This window comes from Aeromonas encheleia, from assembly GCF_900637545.1.
GTDB classification, from domain to species: domain Bacteria; phylum Pseudomonadota; class Gammaproteobacteria; order Enterobacterales; family Aeromonadaceae; genus Aeromonas; species Aeromonas encheleia.
This window is the reverse complement of the sequence record NZ_LR134376.1, coordinates 2,656,249-2,677,628: the sequence shown is the minus strand read 5'-3', so window position 1 is coordinate 2,677,628 and position 21,380 is coordinate 2,656,249. Positions and strand designations below refer to the sequence as shown.

Genomic DNA, 21,380 nt, shown 5'->3' with positions numbered 1-21,380 from the left:
CCCCAGCGCGGATCTGCATCGGTTTGGCCATGGCAGCTGCCACAGGGCAGCGCCGCAAGGAGCGCATCATGACGACCACTTCCTCTTCCCGTTCCCACACCATCAATCCGCTCGGCACGGATGGCTTCGAATTCGTCGAATACACGGCGCCGGATCCCAAGGGCATCGCCGCCCTCAAGGCGTTGTTCGTCTCGCTGGGGTTCGCCGAGGTGGCGCAGCACAAGCACAAGCAGTGCTGGCTCTACCGCCAGGGAGACATCAACTTCGTGGTCAACGCCGAGCCCCACTCCCAGGCCGAGCAGTTCGCCAGCCTGCACGGGCCTAGCGTGTGCGGCATGGCGTTTCGGGTGGCGGATGCGGGCAAGGCCCAGCAACATGCCATCGGCAAGGGGGCCAAGCCGTTCGTCGGCAAGATAGGGCCCATGGAGCTCAACATCCCCGCCATCTACGGCATCGGCGAGAGCACCCTGTCATTTGTCGACCGCTACGGCGACAAGGGCTCTATATATGACGTGGATTTCGTGTTCTATCCCGACTGGCAGGCGCGCATGGCCGAGGTGGATGCGGGGCTCCTTGAGATCGATCACCTGACCCACAACGTCCAGCGCGGCAACATGGATCTCTGGTCGAACTTCTATGAGCGGATCGGCAACTTCCGCGAGATCCGCTACTTCGACATCGAGGGCAAGCTGACCGGCCTGCATTCCCGCGCCATGACGGCACCCTGCGGCAAGATCCGCATCCCCATCAACGAGTCCTCCGACGACAAGTCCCAGATCGAGGAGTACCTGCGCCAGTACAAGGGGGAGGGGATCCAGCACATAGCCCTGGCCTCCGGCGACATCTATCAGACCATCCGCACCCTGCGTGGCCGTGGCACCGGCTTTATGCCGACCCCGGAGACTTACTACGAGAAGGTCAACAGCCGGGTGGAGGGGCATCAGGAGGATCTGGAGGCGCTCAAGGCGCTGCGCATCCTGATCGACGGTTCGCCGACCAAGGATGGCATCCTGCTGCAGATCTTCACCGACACCGTCATCGGCCCGGTGTTCTTCGAGATCATCCAGCGCAAGGGCAACGAAGGCTTCGGCGAGGGCAACTTCCAGGCACTGTTCGAATCCATCGAGCTGGACCAGATCCGCCGTGGCGTCTTGAGCGGCGAGCCCAGCGATGCGTAACGGGATGCGAGACCGTCGAGCGGTATTCATTTCATACGAGGTACTCAGCCATGCGTAACTGGATCAGTTTCCCCCACCGGGAGGGGACCCACTCCCGCCAGGCTCATGCCGATCTGCCCGAGCAGGCCATCTATGAGCGCGAACTGGGGCGGGCCGGTTTCTTCGGCCCCGCCACGCACATGCACCACAAACACGCCCCCACCGACTGGATCAACTGGGAGGGACCGCTGCGGCCGCGGGCGTTCGATCTCAACGGCTTGCAGGAGGAGGTGAGCTCCCTCTCCCCCTGGGTGATGCCGGACATTTTGCACAATGCCCACTGCCGCTACCGGATCTGGCGCCTGGCCGAGACCATGCCGTTCCTGGTGCGCAACGCCGACGGCGACGAGCTGCTGTTCATCCACGAGGGGAGCGGGGAGTTCTACTGCGATTACGGCCATCTGACCCTGAGGGACGGGGACTATGTGGTGATCCCCCGTGGCACCATGTGGCGCATCGAGCCGACCGCGCCGCTGTTCATCCTGATGATAGAGGCGACGGGGGACAGCTATCAGCTGCCGGACAAGGGGCTGGTGGGTCAGCACGCCATCTTCGATCCGGCGGCGCTGGACGTGCCCGCCATCGACGACGCCTTCCTGGCCCAGCAGGATGAGAATCCCTGGTCGCTGCAGGTCAAGCGTCACGATCAGGTGTCGGTCATAACCTGGCCGTTCAACCCACTCGATGCCCAGGGCTGGCACGGGGATCTCTGCGTGGTGCGCCTCAACTGGCGCGACATCCGCCCGCTGATGAGCCACCGCTATCACCTGCCGCCCTCGGCCCACTCCACCTTCGTGGCGAGCCGCTTCGTGGTCTGCACCTTCGTGCCGCGCCCCATCGAGAGCGATCCCGGCGCCCTGCGGGTGCCCTTCTACCACAGCAACGACGACTTCGACGAGGTGCTGTTCTACCACGCCGGCGACTTCTTCAGCCGGGACAACATAGAGCGGGGCATGGTCACCTTCCATCCCGCCGGCTTCACCCACGGCCCGCATCCCAAGGCGTTCGCGGCCGGCCGCGCCCATGCCAAGACCTTCACCGACGAGGTGGCGGTGATGCTCGACACCCGCGACGCCCTGAGCGTCGGCAGCCTGTGCGAGGGGGTGGAGAACCCGCGCTACGTCAACAGCTGGCTGCGCCCGGCACTCAACCCCGACCACAGCGGCAAATAAGGACTTTTATGAAACTGGCAACCCTGAACAATGGCAAGCGCGATGGCGCCTTGCTGGTCGTGAGCCGTGATCTGAGTCGGGCGGTGCGGGTCACCGCGATCGCCCCCACCCTGCAAGGGGCGCTGGATGAGTGGGCCGAGACGGCCCCGCGGCTTGCCGCCGTCTATGAGGCGCTGAACGCCGGTGCCTGCCCCGAGGCCTTCCCGTTCGATGAGGCGGCCTGTCTCTCCCCGCTGCCCCGCGCCTACCAGTGGGCGGATGGCAGCGCCTACGTCAACCACGTGGAGCTGGTGCGCAAGGCCCGCGGCGCCGAGATGCCGGACAGCTTCTGGCACGATCCCCTGATGTACCAGGGGGGCTCCGACAGCTTCCTGGCCCCCCGTGGTCCCATCGTCATGGGATCCGAGGAGTGGGGCATCGACTTCGAGTCTGAGGTGGCCATCATCACCGACGACGTGCCCATGGGGGCGAGCCCGGAGGCCGCGGCCACCCACGTCAAGCTGCTGATGCTGGTCAACGACGTCAGCCTGCGCAACCTCATCCCGGGCGAGCTCGCCAAGGGCTTTGGCTTCTTCCAGTCCAAGCCCTCCAGCGCCTTCTCGCCGGTGGCCATCACCCCGGACGAGCTGGGCAGCGACTGGCAGGAGGGCAAGGTGCACTTGCCGCTCATGACCCACCTCAACGGTGGCCTGTTCGGGGCCCCCAATGCGGGGGTGGACATGACCTTCAACTTCCATGAGCTTGTCGCCCACGCCGCCAAGACCCGGCCGCTCGGGGCGGGCTGTATCATAGGCTCAGGCACCGTCTCCAACTATGACCGCAGCGCCGGCTCTTCCTGCCTCGCCGAGCTGCGTATGCTGGAAATAATCGAGTCAGGTCAGGCCACTACACCCTTCCTGCGCTTTGGTGATACAGTGTCCATCGCGATGCTGGATCGCAATGGAATGAGTCTGTTTGGCACCATTTTGCAGCGCGTCACGCAAGGAGGCGCCAGCCAGACGAGCTAAGGAAGCCGTGGCCGGCGGGGGAGTCGGCGGGGGAGACGGCAGGTGGTGGCCACCTGCCGATTTTCGTTCGCCACTCGCCGTCCGCCAAGCGTAAGAGGGACAGAGTTATGCTGCAGTTGTTTGGATATTGGCGTTCATCGGCGAGTTTCAGGGTGCGCCTGGTGCTGCAACTCAAGGGACTGAGTTATGAGCAGCACCCGGTGCATCTGGGCAAGGGCGAGCAGAAGGAGAAGGCTTACCGCCGGATCAATCCGCAGGGGCTGGTGCCCTTTCTCATCGACAGCGAGGTGCAGGTCGGTCAGTCGGTCGCCATCATGGAATACCTCGACGAAACCTATCCCGCCCATCCGCTGATGCCCTCGGCCGCCCAGGAGCGAGCAAGGGTGCGCCAGATCGTTAACATGATCGCCTGCGACGTTCACCCTTTGGACAATCTGCGGGTGCTCAACTATCTGGAGCAGGAGCTGGGACAGAGCAAGACGGCGCGTGATGCCTGGTATCGCCACTGGATTGACGAGACCTTCAAGGCCCTGGAGCCGCTGCTGATGACCACCGCCGGTGTCTATTGCGTCGGCAACGAGGTGACCCTGGCGGACTGCATGCTGGTGCCTCAGGTCTATAACGCCCGCCGTTACAACATGACGCTGGATGACTATCCCACCATTACCCGCATCGTCGCCAACTGCGAGCAACTGCAGGCCTTTATCAAGGCCGCCCCGGAGCTGCAGCCGGATGCCCAGCCGTAAGTATTATTTTCCACGTCAACCACTGTTAGAAGGAGTTAATGATGGGAATCAAACCTGGTCCAAAAAGAAAAAATGAAGACGGAACACCAGATAAGCGGCAACGGGTTACGCCTAAAAAGCAAAAGGAACATCCAGCGCTAAAGCCTCATGAGCATAAACCGGGCGAATGATATTCAAGATATGAATGTTGGGCTTTGTTTCGAAGCCCAACATATACGACATGACGCTGGAAGATTCCCCCATCATCAACCACATCGCGCCAACTGCGAGCAGTTGCAGGCCTTCATCAAGGCCGCTCCCGCCAATCAGTCGGATGCCCAGCTTTGATCTCTTGTGTTGGTAGGTCTGCTTATCCCGGCCTGCCGTTTTTCTCGTTGCTATCCTCATCTTGCCTTGCTCGACTAGGGCGTCCCGTTACATCCATACAGGCGAAAGCCAGGCCGACGACCTAATCGCTGGTAATAGTCACTCACTGCTGGCAGTAATGGACGGTCAAATGGCGTTTCCAGCCAGCGGTTGACTGAAAGACCGATTGGGATGTCTGCGAGTGAGAAGTTGTTCCCAACCACATAAGCCCCCGTTGATTGGAGATGCCGATCCAGGGTCTGCATGTATCTGGACCAATCCGCACAACCTGCGCTGAGTGCCCGGCTGTCCTGATGCAAGGGTGAATGCCTGACCAGCGACATGAATGCGTAGCTCCAAGACCGGTTCAAATCCGACGATTGCCAATCGATCCATTGATCGACCATGGCCCTCGCGCGAGCTTCGGTTGGGTAGAGAGTGGCGTTACCGTAGCGCGAGGCCAGGTAGCGGATGATGGCGTTCGATTCCCACAGCGTGAAACCACCATCCTGAATGACCGGCACCATTGCGTTCGGATTCATCGCCAGAAATTCGGGGGTATCAGTCGGTTTGAAGCCAGCTCCCCATTCCTCTCGCTCGAAAGGGAGATCTATTTCGGCGCAGGTCCAAAGCACTTTGCGCACATTGATTGACGAGGCCTTGCCCAATATCCGTAACATCTCTTCATCCTTGCATGGAAAGTCGGGGATTCATTGATGACCGCCTTGCATCGCTCAAGCGGAGAAATCGATGGCTACTGCTGAGCGATCTCTACCTGCGCCAAAAGCCGTAACCGGATGCTCAGCCCTGAGGCCAATGACTGCAAGTTTAGGGATACACAGCCGACGCCCCGTACCGTCAGCCGACCGTGCGGGGCGTTTGCATCATGGCCCGGTCATTCAGCCAGGGGTTGTCTTGGGCTGGAAGAAGGCGACAAACTTGCCAAATTTCGTCTCGTCGTAGCTCTTCCCCTGCTCCAGCAGACCGGTGTTGAAGGATTCCAGCAGCTTGCCCTGCGCATCTAGCACATAGAAGTGGGGCACCCCCAGATACTCGGGGTAGCGCTTGAGGAAGGGCTCGTTCTTGTTCTCCTTGCTGACGTTCACCTTGACCACCACGAAGGTCTGCTTGAGCTGGCTTGCCAGGTCCGGCTCCCGGTCCAGGAAGTGGTTCATCTCCTGGCACCAGCTGCACCATTCACCGCCCACCAGCAGCAGGACCTTCTTGCCCTCGCTCTTTGCCTTGGCGGTCGCCGCGGCGAGATCCTGCGCCGGATCCCGCCTCTCGTCATACACCTGGCTGTAATCGGGCAGGGCCTGGGTCCAGGTTGGTGTGGCGCTTAGGGCCGCGCCGTGGAACAGGGTGGCGCCAAGCGCCAGCGGCAATAGCAGTCGCTTCATCAGATTCTCCTTGTGTTGTTTTTGTTGCTCCCAAGCCGGAACAATGTGACACGAGCGAGCCCCTTCGCCAAGTAGCCAGAGTGGCAGTGAATATGCGAAAAACGGGAATGGGGGAGAGGCAGGAGCCCCTATCTTGGCCAGTGTGGGGCAGTCGTGCTTGTGGTCAAACCAGCAAAGAGCGTCGGACGGAATGTCTGCATTCCCTTTATTACGATCGATTGCGTGCAGTCACAGGCAAAATGAACGCGGGTATTTAAGGGGATGAGTGGGAGGGCGGAATAAGGCTTGAATCTCTAGGCTATTGATGGCTTGGAAATGGTAAATAATAAGCCGCCGTCATGTTCGTTTATATAGCATCGTCAGGCCCCATGGTGATGATGACCTTATGCAAGCCGTGCAGGCGCCAAAGGTAAGCTGTACTTTCCATATAGCTATGCGCTCAGGCTCCACATATAAGATAACCCAGCTTTAAAAATCCATATGGTTAAGCTTCCCAGCGTCATTTAATCGGCTCGTTGAGGCCTTTAATGGGCTCGGCGTGCACACAATAGTGCGACTCCAGGGCTGTGGGGATAGGGCTCCCGCAACGGGGCGCTGAGTCGTGACAAGGATTCTGCCATTGCCAGATTTGGCGACACTTTAAATTGAAAAAAATGCGTTTTTGGTGTTTTGAGCCTTTTGTCACATTTATGTCAGTGGATAAAACCTAGTATCGCCACACTCAGGCAGATATGAAGGGTCGCCTATCGGGAACATGGGTCTGTGCCAATCTGGGGTGCATGACATGTGAGACGCATTGCTTATGATGGGTGGCCTGTCCGCACAACTCCTGAACTCTTATTGCCCATCTGGAAATAATCTTCCTGACCTATTGCCTTGGGCTAGGTGGCTTGAATAATCAGCCGGCCTGTCACAGGGAATATATATTCACCGAACATACCACCGCCTTACCTATATTCATCCCGATATGGGAGGGCCGAGCGTTACGTTAATTCTGCCACAAGGAGATATTATGCATTCCTTCAAGAAGTGCGTCGTCGCACTCTCTATCAACCTGGCTCTCTTCTCTTCGGCGTTCGCCTGTACGACCCTGCTGGTCGGCAGTGAGGCCACCGCCGATGGCTCAATGATGGTGGCCCGCAGTGCCGACAGCGATGCGCTGAAAGCCCAGCATTTCGTGATCCATCCGGCCAAGCAGGGGCAGAGCGGCGTGCACAGCTCCAAGGCCCACAACGGCGCCAATGATTTCAGCTACCCCTTGCCGAAAAACTCCCTGCGTTACACCACTGTGCCGAACTGGAAGACCCAGCTGCACGGTGCGACCGGTTTTATGAGAAAGGCGTCGGGGTCAGCGGTACCGAATCTATCTTCGCCTCGCCGGCGGCGCTCGCCTTCGATCCTTACGTCGAGGACAAGGGCATCACCGAGGATGACATTCCGGATGTGTTGCTCTCCCGCGCCGGCACGGCCCGCGAGGCGGTCGCCCTGCTTGGCAACATCATCGAGACCATAGGGGCGGGCGAGGGCTTCGGCGTTGCCGTCGTGGACGATAACGAGCTCTGGTATCTGGAAACCGCGACCGGCCACCACTGGATGGCGCAGCGTGTGCCCAACAACCAGTATTTCGCCTCGGGCAATCAGGGGCGCCTGCAGCAATACGATCCCAAGAGTGCCGACATGATGGGCTCAAAAAATCTCATCGAGTTTGCGACGCAGAAGGGGCTCTACCAGCCACAAAAGGATGGGGCCTTCAATTTCTCGAAGGCCTATACCCGCGATGACGAGCGGGATCGTACCTACAACGATCCCAGGGTCTGGACCATACAGCAGATGTTCAACCCCTCGCTCAAGCAGGCGGTGGATGCGGGCCGGCAATTCCCGGTCTATCTGACTCCCGAGAAGAAGATGAGCCTGGATGAGGTCAAGGCGGTGCTGCGCAATCACTATGATGGCACCGAGCACGACCCCTACGGCAAGGGGTTGAACGGGCAGGAGCCCTGGCGCCCCATCAGCGTGTTTCGCACCTATGAGGCCCATGTGATGCAAGTGCGTCCCTGGATGCCGAAAGAGGTGGGGGAGGTGACCTATGTCGGCCTCGGGATGGCGGATCTGACCGCATTTGTGCCCTATTACAGCGGCCTGGAGGCGTATCCGGCCCACTATGCTCTGGGCAGCGACAAGGCGGACAGTGACTCCATCTACTGGAAATACCGCAAGCTGCAGACCCTGGTGATGACGGATTACCCCAAACTGGCTCCGATCGTGAAGCAGGCATACAAGAGCTGGGAGACGGAGATCGCCAAAGAGCAAGAAGAGGTGGAAGCCCGCTATCTGAAGACGGTGAAAACGGACAAGGCCGCGGCCAACAGCATGCTCAACGACTTCAATCTGCGGGTGATGAAGGATGCGGAAGCACTGACCGAGGCGCTGACCAACCAGATCTTTACCGTCCGCACTCAGGATATTCAGGCCGATATCTTCTTTGCCAACAAGGCGAAGAAGGATTGATGCCGCTACCAGCGGCAACGGCGGCCAGCTGAGCCGACGAGCGTCTGCGAACAATGACCAAAAATTAAAGCCCCTAGAAAGGGGCTTTTTTGATGTTGGCGCTTGGGCCAACAGGCTGTCCGTCAACGGATCAGTAACTCTGCTGGTGGACGTCCATCACGGCGCGACCTGAGGGGTCGGCCATCTCCTTGAACTTGGCATCCCATTCCAGCGCGGTCGGGGTGGAGCAGGCGACCGACTTGCCATAAGGTACTGTGCGGGCGGCGGACTCCAGCGGGAAGTGCTCGTCGAAGATGGCGCGGTAGTAGTAGGCCTCCTTGGTGAGCGGGGTGTTGATGGGGAAGCGGAACGCGGCTGCCTCGAACATCTGATCCGTCACCTCGACCTCGACCATGGCCTTCAGGCTGTCGATCCAGGAGTAACCCACGCCGTCGGAGAACTGCTCCTTCTGACGCCAGGCCACCTCGTGGGGCAGCAGCTCCTCGAAGGCTTCGCGCAGGATGTGCTTCTCGATCTTGCCGTTGCCGCACATCTTGTCGGCGGGCTGCAGGCGCATCGCCACGTCCATGAACTCCTTGTCGAGGAAGGGCACGCGGCCTTCCACGCCCCAGGCGGCCATGGACTTGTTGGCGCGCAGGCAGTCATAGAGGTGCAGAGAGGCGAGCTTGCGCACGTTCTCTTCGTGGAATTCCCGGGCGTTCGGCGCCTTGTGGAAGTAGAGGTAACCACCGAACAGCTCGTCCGAGCCCTCGCCCGAGAGCACCATCTTGATGCCCATCGCCTTGATGTAACGGGCCATCAGATACATCGGCGTGGAGGCGCGGATGGTGGTGACGTCATAGGTCTCGAGGTGATAGATGACATCCGTCAGCGCATCCAGCCCTTCCTGCACGGTGAAGTGGATCTGGTGGTGGATGGTGTTCAGATGGTCGGCCACCTTGCGGGCGGCGGCGAGATCCGGCGAGCCTTCCAGGCCCACGGCGAAGGAGTGCAGCTGCGGCCACCAGGCCTCGCTCTTGCCATCGTCTTCCACCCGGCGGGCGGCGTAGAGCTTGGTGATGGCGGAGATGACGGAGGAATCGAGACCACCGGAGAGCAGCACGCCATAGGGCACGTCACACATCAGCTGGCGCTTGACCGCCGCTTCCAGCGCGGCCTTGAGCTCGGCCTTGTCGCTGACGTTCTGTTCGACCGCGTCGTATTCCATCCAGTCGCGCTGGTACCACTGCTTGAGCTCGCCATCCTTGCTCCAGAGGTAATGTCCGGGCGGGAAGGTCTCGACGCTCTTGCACACAGGCACCAGGGCCTTCATCTCGGAGGCGACATAGAAGTTGCCGTGCTCGTCGCGGCCGCTATAGAGCGGGATTATCCCCATGTGATCGCGGCCGATGAGATAGGCATCCTGCTCCGCGTCATAGAGGATGAAGGCGAAGATGCCGTTGAGATCGTCCAGGAAGGCCGGGCCCTTCTCCTTGTAGAGTGCCAGCAGCACCTCGCAGTCGGAGTGGGTCTGGAACTGGAAGTCGACCTTGAGGCTCTTCTCGAGTTCTTTGTGGTTGTAGATCTCGCCGTTGACGGCCAATACGTGGGTGCGCTCGGGGTTGTAGAGCGGCTGGGCGCCATTGCCCGGATCGACGATGGCCAGGCGCTCGTGCACCAGAATGGCCTTGTCGGAGCTGTAGACGCCGGACCAGTCGGGGCCGCGGTGACGCAGTCGCTTGGACATCTCCAGGGCCGATTTGCGCAGGGCTGCTGCATCGGATTTGATGTCCAGAATGCCGAAAATAGAACACATTGGCGGTAATCCTCTTGATTTTTATGTGAGCCCCCCACGTTTGGGCTCGAAATTCCATTTACATTCCTCGCCAATCACAATGCCTAGCGTAAAACCCTTTTGCAAGCGGGAAAACCGCAGAAAATCATGCCGCAAGCGTCAAGCTGGCGGCATGGACAAGCGGCAGGAAAAGGGCGGGTGCTTGACGTGGACGTCAGGCCGCGGCGGGTTCGAAGATCACATAGAGTTTGCGGCAAGGGATGAGGGTCTCCCATTCGCCGACGAAGCCCGCCGGGATGACGAACTGATCCCCCGCCTTGAGGTGCAGCTGGCCGCCCTGGCCGTCGTGGATCCGCGCCTCGCCCTCCAGCAGCTGGCAATATTCGTGCTCTGTGTAGTGGACGGCCCAGCGTCCCGGCTCGCAGGCCCAGAAGCCCACGTGAAACTGCTGACTCGGATCCGAGTAGTGATTCCACAGGGTCTGGCTCGGATTGCCCGCCCTGATGCGATCGCTCGGAGGGGTCAGCGGGGTGGGGGAGACGGGGTGCTGGTCCAGCAGGATCCAGTCATTCAGGTTCTTCATGGGGCTTCCTTGCGATGGCGGAGGGGCAACGGGATCGTCCCGATCCCGTTATCGTTTACTTTTCTTAACGATGTTGCAGTTAAGTTAAACGATCTGCCTCCCCCTGCCAAGGGGTCGCCCTGCCGGGGCATGAGGATGCCCCGAGTGCGGGCTCAGACGATATCGATGTCGACCACTGAGTCGAAGATGTGGTTCGGTCGGAACGGCATGCGGTCGATGTCGGCCACCTTGCTCACGCCGGAGAGCACCAGCACCGTCTCGAGGCCGGCCTGGAAGCCCGCCAGTATGTCGGTGCGCAGGTTGTCGCCGATGATGATGGTGTCATCGGAGTGCGCCTCCATCCGGTTGAGTGCCGCCCGGATGATCCAGGCGCTCGGCTTGCCCACGTAGAAGGGCTTCTTGCCTGTCATCCGCTCGATGGGGGCACAGAGGGCACCGCAGGCGGGGTACATCATGGGGCCGTGGGTATCGGGGTTGGTGGCGATGAAGCGCGCCCCCTGATCCACGAACTTGGCGCCCAGCTGCATCATGGTCCAGTTGTAGTTGCGGGTCTCGCCCACCACCACGAAGTCGGGATCGATGTCGGTGATGGTGAAGCCGGCCTTGTAGAGCTCGTGGGTCAGGGCCCCTTCGCCGATCACATAGGCCTTCTTGCCATCCTGGCGCTTGAGGAAGTCGGCGGTGCCCATGGCGGAGGTATAGAAGCACTCCTCGGGCACCTCGATGCCGGCGGAGCGGAAGCGGTTCTGCAGATCTTTCTGGGTCTGGGCCGGGTAGTTGGTGAGAAACAGCAGCTTGCTGCCCTGCTCCAGCAGGCGATGGACGAAACGGTCGGCGCCGGGCACCAGATCGTTGTTGTGCAGTATGACGCCGTCGATATCACAGATGACGTTTTTCTTCATAAGAACTCCTTGTAGGGCGCAAGAGCGGACGCGAGGCGGGCGCCGACTTTGAATGTCTTCAATCGGTTATGATTTTTTGTGTCGCCATTATAAGGCGCTTTGATGACAAGTCTCCCCCGCCGCGCCAGATAGGTGCACAATGGGGGCAGAGGGAGGGCGCCTCAAGGGGGCGCCCGCACTGGGTCTGACGATGGAGCCGTCATCATGGATAACTTTATTGCCGGCTTGCCCAAGCTGGAACTGCATCTGCATATCGAAGGCACGCTCGAGCCGGAGCTGATGTTTGCCATGGCCAGCCGCAACGGGGTGGCCCTGCCCTGGCCCGATGTCGAGAGCCTGCGGGCCGCCTATGAGTTCGACTGCCTGCAATCCTTCCTCGACCTCTACTACCGCGGCGCCAGCGTGCTCATCACCGAGCAGGATTTCTTCGATCTCACCTGGGCCTACCTCGAGCGCTGCGCCGCCGAGCAGGTGGTGCACGTGGAGATCTTCTTCGATCCCCAGGCTCACAGTGCCCGCGGCATCCCCTTGGCCACAGTGCTCGGCGGCATAGAGCGGGCGCTGCAGGCAGGGGAGCTGGCCTTTGGCATCAGCTGGCGGCTGATCATGAGCTTCCTGCGCCATCTCAGTGAAGAGGCGGCATTCGTCACCCTGCGCGAGGCCGAGCCCTTCCTGGAGCGGATCCACGGCATCGGGCTCGATTCGGGGGAGCTGGGCAACCCGCCCACCAAGTTTGCCGGGGTCTTTGCCCAGGCCAGGGCGCTGGGGTTGCCGGTGGTGGCCCATGCCGGGGAGGAGGGACCGGCGTCTTACATCTGGCAGGCCATCAACGAGCTGCAGGTGAGGCGCATCGATCACGGGGTGCGCTGTGTCGACGACCCCGAGCTGCTGCGCTACCTGTCGGACACCCGATTGCCGCTCACCGTCTGCCCGCTCTCCAACACCCGGCTCAAGGTGTTCGCGCAGATGGCCGATCACAACGTGCTCCAGCTGCTGGAGCAGGGGCTGTGCGTCACCATCAACTCCGATGATCCCGCTTATTTCGGCGGCTACATGGCCGCCAACTTCCAGGCGCTGGTGGCGGAGCTCGGCGCCAGCCGGGAGCAGCTCTGTCGGCTGTCCCTCAACGGGGTGGAGGCGAGCTGGCTCGATCTGGCGGACAAGGCGCGGTTGACCCGGGAGATCCTATGCTACGCCGCCTGTCACGGGGTCACCCTCAACTAGGGCTCTGTGTGAACGGCTGCCGCCGCGACAAAGCACAACGCGCCCTCAGGGGCGCGTTGGTTTTTATGGCTTGCTGGCTCGTCGCCTCGCCTCAGGCGGATTGCGGCTCGCGGATCCCCTGATAGAGGGGGTAGTCGGTCAGCCCCTGCTCGGCACCGCCAAACAGGGTGGCCGGATCGTGTGGGGCCCAGGGGTAGCCGTGGCGCAGTCGGTTCGGCAGATCCGGGTTGGCCACGAAGGGGCGACCGAAGCCAATCATGTCGGCCCAACCCGCCTGCAACGCGGCCCGTGCCCGGGCGCCGTCGTACTTGCCCGCATAGATGAGGGTGTTGGGGAAGGCCGCCCGCAGCCCCTGCTTGAAGTCCTCCGGCATCAGCGGGGCGTCGTCCCAGTCGGCCTCGGCGATGTGCAGATAGGTCACGTCGAGCTCCCCCAGCAGCCTGGCGGCGGCCAGATAGGTCTCCTGCGGCTTCGCATCTACGGTGCCGTTGAGGGTGGTGAGCGGGGCGAGCCGCACGCCGACCCTATCCGCCCCTATCTCGGCACTGACCGCCTCGGTCACTTCTCTCAGGAAGCGCAGCCGGTTTGCCAGCGAGCCGCCGTAGCCGTCGGTGCGGGCATTGGACTCGGAGTCGAGGAACTGGTTGATGAGGTAGCCGTTGGCGGCGTGCAGCTCTATGCCATCGAAGCCGGCCAGCATGGCGTTGCGGGCGGCCTGGCGGAACTGGCTGACCACGGCGTCGATGTCTTGCTGGCTCATGGCGCGCGGGGTGGCGGTCTCGACGAAGCCGGGGGCGTCGCTGCCGTTGTCGACGAACACCCTGACGCCGGCGGCCGGGATGGCCGAGGCCGAGATGGGTTGGGCGCCGCCGATGTTGTCCGGATGGGTGACCCTACCCACGTGCCAGAGCTGGGCGAAGATGGTGCCACCCTTGGCGTGCACGGCCTCGGTCACCAGCCTCCAGCCCGCGACCTGCTCGGCGCTATGGATGCCCGGGGTCCAGGCATAGCCCTTGCCAAGAGGGTCGATCTGGGTGCCCTCACTGACGATCAGACCGGCTTCGGCGCGCTGGGCGTAATAGGTGGCCATCATGGCGTTGGCCACATCGCCGGGCTGGCTGGCGCGGGAGCGGGTCATGGGGGGCATGACGATTCGGTTGTTAAGGTGCAGCTGGCCGAGGCGCAGGGGGCAGAACAGGGCATCGTGTGGCATGTTGAGTTCCTCATGGTGGGATTGAGGCGACTCTACCCCCCGGTGTCATTGTGAAAAAGAGGGGTAATTGCAGAAGAGAATTGTCGCTCACGCAGCAATTTGCCTAGCACCATGAGAAAGAGGGCCCGCGGGCCCTCTCTTCATATCAAGGCATGGCAGAGCTATCAGCCGTTCAGCGGGATTACCCGCACCCGCTCGATGCGACGCTCGCTCACCGCCAGCACCTCGAAGCAGAGCTTGCCGAGGCGCAGTTGCTGGCCCGCGTCGGGCAGGACGCCGAAGTGGGAGAGCAGCATGCCCGCCAGGGTCACGTACTCGTCGCTGTCGCTCACCAGGCCATCGCACTCCAGCACCTGCTCCACATGGTGGATGTTGGTGCTGCCGTTGATGAGCCAGCCCTCGCCGTCGGGCACTATGTCCGGGGTCTCGTCCTCGTCCGGCAGTTCGCCGACGATGGCCTCCAGCAGATCGTGGGTGGTGACCAGCCCCTGGATGACGCCGAACTCGTCCGCCACCAGGATGAGGCTGCCCTTGGCCTGGCGCAGCTCCGCCAGCAGCCGGATCACGTTGATGGTCTGCGGCACTATGATGGGGTCGTTCTGCTTGGCGAGCTGGGCAAGGGACTGGCCCTCGTTCAGGGCAAACAGCAGATCCCGGGCCTTGACCACGCCGATGATCTCGTCCAGCTCCCCGTCGCAGACCGGGAACAGGCTGTGGGGTGCCCGTTGCAGCAGGGCGCGGATCTCGTCGATGGAGTCGTTGAGATCGATCCACTCCATCTCGGCGCGGGGGGTCATGATGGTACGAATGGATCGCTCCGCCAGGGAGAGCACCCCGGTCACCATGTAACGCTCTTCGTCCCCGAAACTGATGGGGCGGGGGGCACCCTGATCCTCTTCCTCATCTTGCTGCTGGAGCTGGCTGGCCCGGTTGCCGCCCATCAGCTTGAAGATGGCGGCCGTGGTGCGCTCGCGCAGGGGCTGCCTGGACTCATGGCGCTGGGTACTGTGCTGGGCGAGCTGGTTGAAGAACTCGATCAGCACCGAGAAGCCGATGGCGGCGTAGAGATAGCCCTTGGGGATATGGAAGCCGAAGCCTTCCGCCACCAGGCTGAAGCCGATCATCAGCAGGAAGCTCAGGCAGAGCACCACCACGGTCGGGTGGGCGTTGACGAAGCGAGTCAGCGGCTTGGAGGCGAGCACCATCACCACCATGGCGATGGTCACGGCGGCCATCATGACGCCGAGGTGATCCACCATACCGACCGCGGTGATGATGGAGTCCAGCGAGAAGACCGCATCCAGCACCAGGATCTGGGCGATCACCACCCCAAAGCCGGCATAGACGCCGGCCGGGCCTTGCTCCTCCGGCTTGGCCTCCAGCCGCTCGTGCAGCTCTGTGGTGGCCTTGAACAGCAGGAACAGGCCGCCGCCCATCAGGATCAGATCCCGGCCGGAGAAGGCGAACTCACCGAGTTGCAGCAGGGGCTGGGTGAGCGTGACCAGCCAGGACATGATGCTGAGCAGCCCGAGGCGCATCAGCAGGGCCAGCGACAGGCCGATGAGCCTCGCCTTGTCCCGCTGGGCGGGAGGCAGCTTCTTCACCAGGATGGCGATGAACACCAGGTTGTCGATCCCGAGCACTATCTCCAGGATGATCAGGGTGAACAGACCGACCCAGATGGCAGGGTCCAGTAAAAATTCCATGACATGACCTCAATTGAACAGACGCAGATGGCGGCAAGGGTGCCGAACTAGAAAGCGATAGCGACGGCGCGATTCAGAGGCGTTGGTTGAGCAGATAGAGATAGGTTTTGACGGGGGGGATAAATGAGCAACTTCGAGGGTTGTCCATGATGGGCAACTGTACCTTTTAGCGAAAGTGAGTCCCGATGATAACGGGAATGGCGGCGTTGGCAAGGGGGATGATGCGATTGCCGGTCGATGGGCGAAGGCCGGCAAGGGCCTTCGCCACGGGGCAGATCAGAGCCAGCGCTTCTCGCGGGTGAAGCAGACCGAGAGCCAGGCATCGCCCAGGGTGTCGCCGAGGCGGGACCAGAGCTCCTGGCGCAGGGCGTCCTGGCGCTCGACGGACCACTCCTGATCCGGGGCGACCAGAATGTTGAGTTCGAGATCGAAGCGGCGCCCGCTCTTGGCCAGATGGCTGTAGCACTCGATGCCATGGCGCTGACGCAGGGCCTCTATTTCGTGCTCGACCCGCTGGGGCACATCCCCCTTGGGGGCCACTTTGAGCACCTCACGCAGGTTGCGGCCGAGCACCTTGATGGGGATCAGGGTGGCGCACAGCGCGAGCAGGGTGACCAGCACGGGGTCTATGTAGCGGTTGTAGTGGCCGTAACCGATGGCCTCGAGGCCGATGGCGACCACGAAGCCGATGAGCAGGGTGGCGCTGAGCAGGGTGTCGACCAGCCACTCCTTGGAGTCGACCCGCACCAGTTCGGAGTCGAGCCGCTCGGCGACGCCGGCCTCGATCCGGTAGATGATGGCGCAGAAGAAGGTGCAGACGGCGGCGTAGATGAGGGCGTGGCCGAGGTCGATCTCCCGTCCGCCCTCCAGCAAGGAGGTGATGCCGCTATAGAAGGCGCCGAGGCAGAGCAGCAGGATGACGGTGCCGTTGATGACGTTGGTGATGGGTTCGAAGTGGGCGTAGCCGTACTGGAAGCGATCGTCGGAGGGGCGGGTCACCAGGTAGGCGGTGATTAACCCTAAACCCGTCATGCCCATGCTGAACAGGGTGAAGATGCCATCGAGCATGATGGCGTTGGAACCGACGAACAGGCCGTAGCCGATCCCGAAGATGGCGAAGCTGATGCAGCCGAACAGTGACAGGGTCAAAGCCTGTTTCTCGGTGCTGACAAACGTACTGATAACATGGCTGTGGTGAGCCATAAAAGTCCTCCTTTCAAATGGTGAAGATTGCAGAGCGCAAGCGGTTTTCTAGCTGATATACTGCCCGCTCAGTGAGCGGATCGGCCAAGGCAGCCCGATAGAGGCGGGCCTGGCGGTCGTTGTCGCCGGAGTTCCGGCATCAAGCAAAGGATGGGAACAAGGATTCATGATCCCGAGACTCGATTACCAGGACAGTTTGTCACCCACAACCCTGCAGTTTCTTGAGTTGCTAGGACGCAGCGCATTTCGTGGTGATATCGAAAAGTCTTATGCAAGCCGGTTGGCGATGGCGACGGATAACAGCGTCTATCAGGTCGTACCTCAGGCGGTTCTCTATCCGCGTAGCGCGGATGACATTGCGGTCATGCTCAGGTTGGCTCAGGAGAGCGCCTATGCCGCCTTGAGTTTTTTCCCTCGCGGCGGCGGCACCGGCACCAATGGCCAGTCCCTGGGCGGCGGCATTATCGTCGATCTCTCGCGCCATATGAACCAGATCCTGGAAATTAATCTGGAGGAGGGCTGGGTACGGGCCCAGGCCGGGGTGATCAAGGATCAGCTCAACGCCTATTTGAAACCCCACGGCTACTTCTTCTCGCCGGATCTCTCCACCTCCAACCGCGCCACTTTAGGGGGCATGGTCAACACCGATGCCTCGGGGCAGGGCTCCCTGGTGTACGGCAAGACCTCGGATCACGTGCTGGGCCTGAAAGCCGTGCTGGAGAACGGCGATCTCATGACCACAGAGCCGGTCACCGGCTCGCGTCTGGCCGACAAGCTGGCCCTCGAGAATCGGGAAGGGGAGATCTACCGCACCCTGTACCGCATCGGTAAGGAGCGCCGCGCCGACATAGAGGCGATCTTCCCCAAGCTCAACCGCTTCCTGACCGGTTACGATCTCAAGCATCTCTATCAGCCCGACAGCGACACCCTCGATGTGAGCCGGGTGTTGTGCGGCTCTGAAGGCTCGCTCGGCTTCATCACCGAGGCCAGACTCAACATCACGGCCATTCCGCGCTATCGCACCCTGGTCAACGTCAAGTACGACAGCTTCCCCTCGGCCCTCAGGAATGCCCCCTTTATGGTGCAGGCCCACGCCCTGTCGGTGGAGACGGTGGATTCCCGGGTGCTGGGGCTGGCCCGCGCCGACATCATCTGGCACTCGGTCAAGGCGTTCATTGAGGACGTGCCCGGCAAGGATCTGCAGGGGCTCAACATCGTCGAATTTGCCGACACCGATGAAACCGAGCACCAGGCCAAGGTGGCCGAGCTGTGCCGGCGCATCGATGGGCTGTTGGCGCGCGGCGAGGCTGGCATCATCGGCTATCAGGTGTGCAGCCACCTGCCGAGCATCGAGACCATCTACGGCATGCGCAAGAAATCGGTGGGGCTGCTCGGCAACGCCGAGGGGCGCAAGAAGCCGGTGGCCTTCACCGAAGATACCGCAGTGCCGCCGGAATCCCTCGCCGACTTCATCATGGAGTTTCGCGCCCTGCTCGACGGCCATGGCCTCGACTACGGCATGTTCGGCCACGTCGATGCCGGCGTGCTGCACGTGCGGCCGGCGCTGGATCTGTGCGATCCCGAGCAGGAGGTGCTGCTGCGCCGCATCTCGGATCAGGTGGTCGCGCTCACCGCCAAATATGGTGGCCTGATGTGGGGCGAGCACGGCAAGGGTTTCCGCTCCGAGTACAGCCCCGCCTTCTTCGGCGAGCTGTGGGAGGAGTTGCAGCGGGTGAAGGGGGCCTTCGACCCCGACAACCGCATCAACCCCGGCAAAATTTGTATACCTTATGGCAGCGGGGCCGAGCTGGTGTCGGTAGACGGCCCCAAGCGCGGCAAGTTCGACCGCCAGATCCCGATTGCGGTGCGGACAAGCTACACCCGCGCCATGGACTGCAACGGCAACGGCCTCTGCTTCACCTTCGAGACCGACTCCCCCATGTGCCCCTCGGTCAAGATCAGCAAGGACAGGCGCCACTCGCCGAAAGGCCGGGCGGGCCTGATGCGCGAATGGCTGCGCCAGCTGGCGGAGCAGGGCTTCGATCCTCTCGCTGAGGAGGTGGCGCTGCAAAGCGGCGGACTGCGCATCAAGGCCATCGTCGACAAGTTCCGCAATACGGTGGCCCGCGCCCGTGGCCAGTATGACTTCTCCCACGAGGTGATGGAGGCGATGGAAGGGTGTCTCGCGTGCAAGGCGTGCACCAGCCAGTGCCCCATCAAGGTGGATGTGCCCAATTTCCGCGCCCGCTTCATGCAGCTCTATCACAGCCGCTATCTGCGTGGTCCCAAGGATTACTTCGTCGGCACCGTCGAGAGTTATGCGCCGCTGCTCGCCAAGGCGCCGAAGCTGGTCAACTTCTTCCTGGAAAAAGAGTGGGCCCAGAAGACGACCGAGAAGAGCATCGGCATGGTGGATGTGCCGCTGCTCTCGGTGCCGACCCTGGCGGACTCTCTTCGCGATCACCGCGCCCGCTACTTCGACCTGCCGGGCCTGGAGGCCATGACGGCGGAGCAGCGCCAGCAGGTGGTGCTCATAGTGCAGGATCCCTTCACCAGCTATTACGATGCCCCCGTGGTGCGCGACCTGGTGAGACTCGCCAGCAAGCTGGGCTATCAGCCCTATCTGCTGCCGTTCAAGCCCAACGGCAAGCCGCAACACGTGAAGGGATTCCTGCGTGCCTTCGCCCGCACCGCGGCCAACAGTGCCCAGTTCCTCAACAAGATCGCGGCCCTTGGCATCCCCATGGTGGGGGTGGATCCCTCCCTGGTGCTCTGCTATCGGGATGAGTATGTGAAGGCGCTGGGCGCCGCCCGTGGCGACTTCCAGGTGCTGCTGCCCCAGGAGTGGCTGCTCTCTCTTCCGGCAGACACCTTGCCCGCCCCTGAAGCCAAAGCGGTGGATGGCGAGCAGGCCGAACCTTGGTATCTGTTTGCCCACTGCACCGAGAAGACCGCCAAGCCCTCGACCCACGGCGACTGGAGCACGCTGTTCGGCCGCATCGGCGCCAAATTGCAGCCGGTCTCGGTCGGTTGCTGCGGCATGGCCGGCACCTATGGCCACGATGCCAAGCAGGTGGACAACTCCAAGGGGATCTACGGGCTGAGTTGGGCCGAGCCGCTGGCCCGCTTGCCGAAGGCCCGTTGCCTCGCCACCGGCTATTCCTGCCGCAGCCAGGTCAAACGCATGGAAGGGGAGAAACTCAAGCACCCGCTGCAGGCCTTGCTGGAACTGCTCTGATGCTGACCCTGCCCAAACGGTTCCGGGTGCCGCCCGCCTTTCGGCACCCGCACTTCCTGTTGCTGCCGACCAGTCCGGAGCAGGCGGTGGTGGAGTTCGTCGCCATGCTGCGGGAGCGGCAGCAGCTGCAACAGCTGTTTCGGCCCGACGATGTCTGGCCCTCCGCCCACTTCAGCCTGGGTCAGCACGAGGCCGATCTGGAGTGGCAGCGCTCCGAGTTTCTGGCCAAGCGCTCCTTCGCCTATGGCCTGTGGAGCCCTGAGCGGGAGCCCCAGTTCTGGGGCGGGGTCTATCTCTACCCCTCGGTATTGCCGGAGGTGGAAGTGGAGCTGTTCTTCTGGAAGGTGGCCGAGGCACCGCTCAGCGATGGCGAGCTGGAGCGCGAGTTGCGCGCCTGGCTTGGCAATACGTGGCGCTGGTCAGCCCCGCGCTTGCCGGGGCGGGAGCTGCCCTGGGCCGAGTGGCCAGGGGTGACCTACCCCTGGTGAGTCGGTTATCATTTTTGCCGGATGCCCTGCACTGCGGGGCATCTCTTCTTGTGCGTTCTCTCTGACGCAGCATGTTTCAACCCATTGATCATACAAGGAGTCATCTCGTCATGAACCAAGATATCGCCCCCATCTGGCGCAAACCCATGAGCCTCGACGTGCTCAATGCCAGCTCCCGCAATACCCTGATGGCCCATCTCGACATCCGCTACACGGCCTTTGGTCCCGACTGGCTGGAGGCCACCATGCCGGTGGATCACCGCACCCATCAGCCACTCGGCATGCTGCACGGCGGCGCCTCCGTGGTGCTGGCGGAGACGCTGGGGTCGCTGGCTGCTAATATGGCGGTCGGACCGGACAGCTACTGTGTGGGGCTGGAGGTCAACGCCAACCATCTGCGGGCCAAGCGGGAAGGGGTGGTGACAGGGCGCTGCTCGCCCCTGCATCTGGGGGCCACGACCCAGGTCTGGCAGATTGAAATTCGGGATGAAAGGGGGCGTTTGTTGTGTACCAGCCGGCTCACCATGGCAGTGTTAAAACACAAGCTGGACAAGGACTTTCGCGAGAAGTGATCTGCAATAACGCACCATGCGTGCAAAATAAGCAAGCCATAGTCGCGAGATCCCTCTATAATTGCCAACGTCTTGAGATGCT

At 61.9% G+C, this 21,380-nt stretch carries 17 protein-coding genes and 2 pseudogenes; 11 read left to right on the top strand and 8 right to left on the bottom strand.

Features of this window, described 5'->3' with window-relative positions; all coding sequences use genetic code 11:
* Positions 1-68 precede the first annotated feature (68 nt).
* From hppD to EL255_RS21790, 6 genes and pseudogenes are all read left to right on the top strand, one after another.
* Positions 69-1,178 carry a 4-hydroxyphenylpyruvate dioxygenase gene (gene hppD / locus EL255_RS12365; RefSeq protein ID WP_042652465.1) on the top strand — a complete coding sequence of 370 codons (1,110 nt, stop codon included), beginning with the start codon at positions 69-71 and terminating at the stop codon, positions 1,176-1,178.
* Between the two features lie 50 nt (positions 1,179-1,228).
* On the top strand, positions 1,229-2,389 hold the full coding sequence (locus EL255_RS12360) for a homogentisate 1,2-dioxygenase (RefSeq protein WP_042652464.1): 1,161 nt from the start codon (positions 1,229-1,231) through the stop codon (positions 2,387-2,389).
* Positions 2,390-2,397: 8 nt separating this feature from the next.
* Complete coding sequence (locus EL255_RS12355) at positions 2,398-3,396, top strand: fumarylacetoacetate hydrolase family protein (RefSeq protein ID WP_042652463.1); 999 nt, start codon at positions 2,398-2,400, stop codon at positions 3,394-3,396.
* Between the two features lie 107 nt (positions 3,397-3,503).
* A complete protein-coding gene (gene maiA / locus EL255_RS12350; RefSeq protein WP_042652462.1) occupies positions 3,504-4,142 on the top strand; it encodes a maleylacetoacetate isomerase in 639 nt (212 codons plus the stop codon).
* Between the two features lie 41 nt (positions 4,143-4,183).
* Positions 4,184-4,312, top strand: a complete 129-nt coding sequence (locus EL255_RS21795) for a hypothetical protein (protein ID WP_408608773.1) — start codon at positions 4,184-4,186, stop codon at positions 4,310-4,312.
* Between the two features lie 44 nt (positions 4,313-4,356).
* A pseudogene (locus tag EL255_RS21790) lies at positions 4,357-4,469 on the top strand (maleylacetoacetate isomerase); the annotation flags it as partial.
* Positions 4,470-4,543: 74 nt separating this feature from the next.
* Here the strand turns inward: EL255_RS21790 and EL255_RS12345 are convergent.
* Positions 4,544-5,167 carry a glutathione S-transferase family protein gene (locus tag EL255_RS12345; RefSeq protein WP_042652460.1) on the bottom strand — a complete coding sequence of 208 codons (624 nt, stop codon included), beginning with the start codon at positions 5,165-5,167 and terminating at the stop codon, positions 4,544-4,546.
* A 219-nt stretch (positions 5,168-5,386) separates the two neighbouring features.
* Complete coding sequence (locus EL255_RS12340) at positions 5,387-5,887, bottom strand: thioredoxin family protein (protein WP_042652459.1); 501 nt, start codon at positions 5,885-5,887, stop codon at positions 5,387-5,389.
* Positions 5,888-6,854: 967 nt separating this feature from the next.
* Between EL255_RS12340 and EL255_RS12335 the strand changes: the two are divergent.
* Positions 6,855-8,395: pseudogene (locus EL255_RS12335) on the top strand (C69 family dipeptidase).
* Between the two features lie 130 nt (positions 8,396-8,525).
* Here the strand turns inward: EL255_RS12335 and asnB are convergent.
* From asnB to EL255_RS12320, 3 genes are all read right to left on the bottom strand, one after another.
* Positions 8,526-10,190, bottom strand: coding sequence for an asparagine synthase B (asnB, locus tag EL255_RS12330; protein ID WP_042652458.1), 1,665 nt, complete (start codon positions 10,188-10,190; stop codon positions 8,526-8,528).
* 193 nt (positions 10,191-10,383) lie between these two features.
* Positions 10,384-10,752: a cupin domain-containing protein gene (locus EL255_RS12325; protein WP_042652457.1), complete on the bottom strand. Its 369-nt coding sequence runs from the start codon at positions 10,750-10,752 to the stop codon at positions 10,384-10,386.
* A 152-nt stretch (positions 10,753-10,904) separates the two neighbouring features.
* A complete protein-coding gene (locus EL255_RS12320; RefSeq protein ID WP_042652456.1) occupies positions 10,905-11,654 on the bottom strand; it encodes an HAD-IIA family hydrolase in 750 nt (249 codons plus the stop codon).
* A 204-nt stretch (positions 11,655-11,858) separates the two neighbouring features.
* Between EL255_RS12320 and EL255_RS12315 the strand changes: the two genes are divergently transcribed.
* Positions 11,859-12,878, top strand: coding sequence for an adenosine deaminase (locus EL255_RS12315; RefSeq protein WP_042652455.1), 1,020 nt, complete (start codon positions 11,859-11,861; stop codon positions 12,876-12,878).
* Between the two features lie 91 nt (positions 12,879-12,969).
* Here EL255_RS12315 and EL255_RS12310 read toward each other — a convergent pair whose 3' ends face one another.
* The 3 genes from EL255_RS12310 to EL255_RS12300 form a co-directional block, all read right to left on the bottom strand.
* On the bottom strand, positions 12,970-14,091 hold the full coding sequence (locus EL255_RS12310; protein WP_042652454.1) for an alkene reductase: 1,122 nt from the start codon (positions 14,089-14,091) through the stop codon (positions 12,970-12,972).
* Positions 14,092-14,255: 164 nt separating this feature from the next.
* On the bottom strand, positions 14,256-15,797 hold the full coding sequence (locus tag EL255_RS12305) for a TerC family protein (RefSeq protein WP_042652453.1): 1,542 nt from the start codon (positions 15,795-15,797) through the stop codon (positions 14,256-14,258).
* A 276-nt stretch (positions 15,798-16,073) separates the two neighbouring features.
* Complete coding sequence (locus tag EL255_RS12300; protein ID WP_042652452.1) at positions 16,074-17,000, bottom strand: cation diffusion facilitator family transporter; 927 nt, start codon at positions 16,998-17,000, stop codon at positions 16,074-16,076.
* A 166-nt stretch (positions 17,001-17,166) separates the two neighbouring features.
* On the opposite strand from EL255_RS12300, the gene ydiJ reads away from it, so the two are divergent.
* From ydiJ to EL255_RS12285, 3 genes are all read left to right on the top strand, one after another.
* On the top strand, positions 17,167-20,238 hold the full coding sequence (ydiJ, locus tag EL255_RS12295; RefSeq protein WP_042652451.1) for a D-2-hydroxyglutarate dehydrogenase YdiJ: 3,072 nt from the start codon (positions 17,167-17,169) through the stop codon (positions 20,236-20,238).
* A complete protein-coding gene (locus tag EL255_RS12290) occupies positions 20,238-20,726 on the top strand; it encodes a hypothetical protein (protein ID WP_042652450.1) in 489 nt (162 codons plus the stop codon). The genes ydiJ and EL255_RS12290 overlap by 1 nt, the downstream gene beginning before the upstream one ends.
* 110 nt (positions 20,727-20,836) lie before the next feature.
* Positions 20,837-21,298 carry a hotdog fold thioesterase gene (locus tag EL255_RS12285; protein ID WP_042652449.1) on the top strand — a complete coding sequence of 154 codons (462 nt, stop codon included), beginning with the start codon at positions 20,837-20,839 and terminating at the stop codon, positions 21,296-21,298.
* The last annotated feature ends 82 nt before the right edge of the window (positions 21,299-21,380 follow it).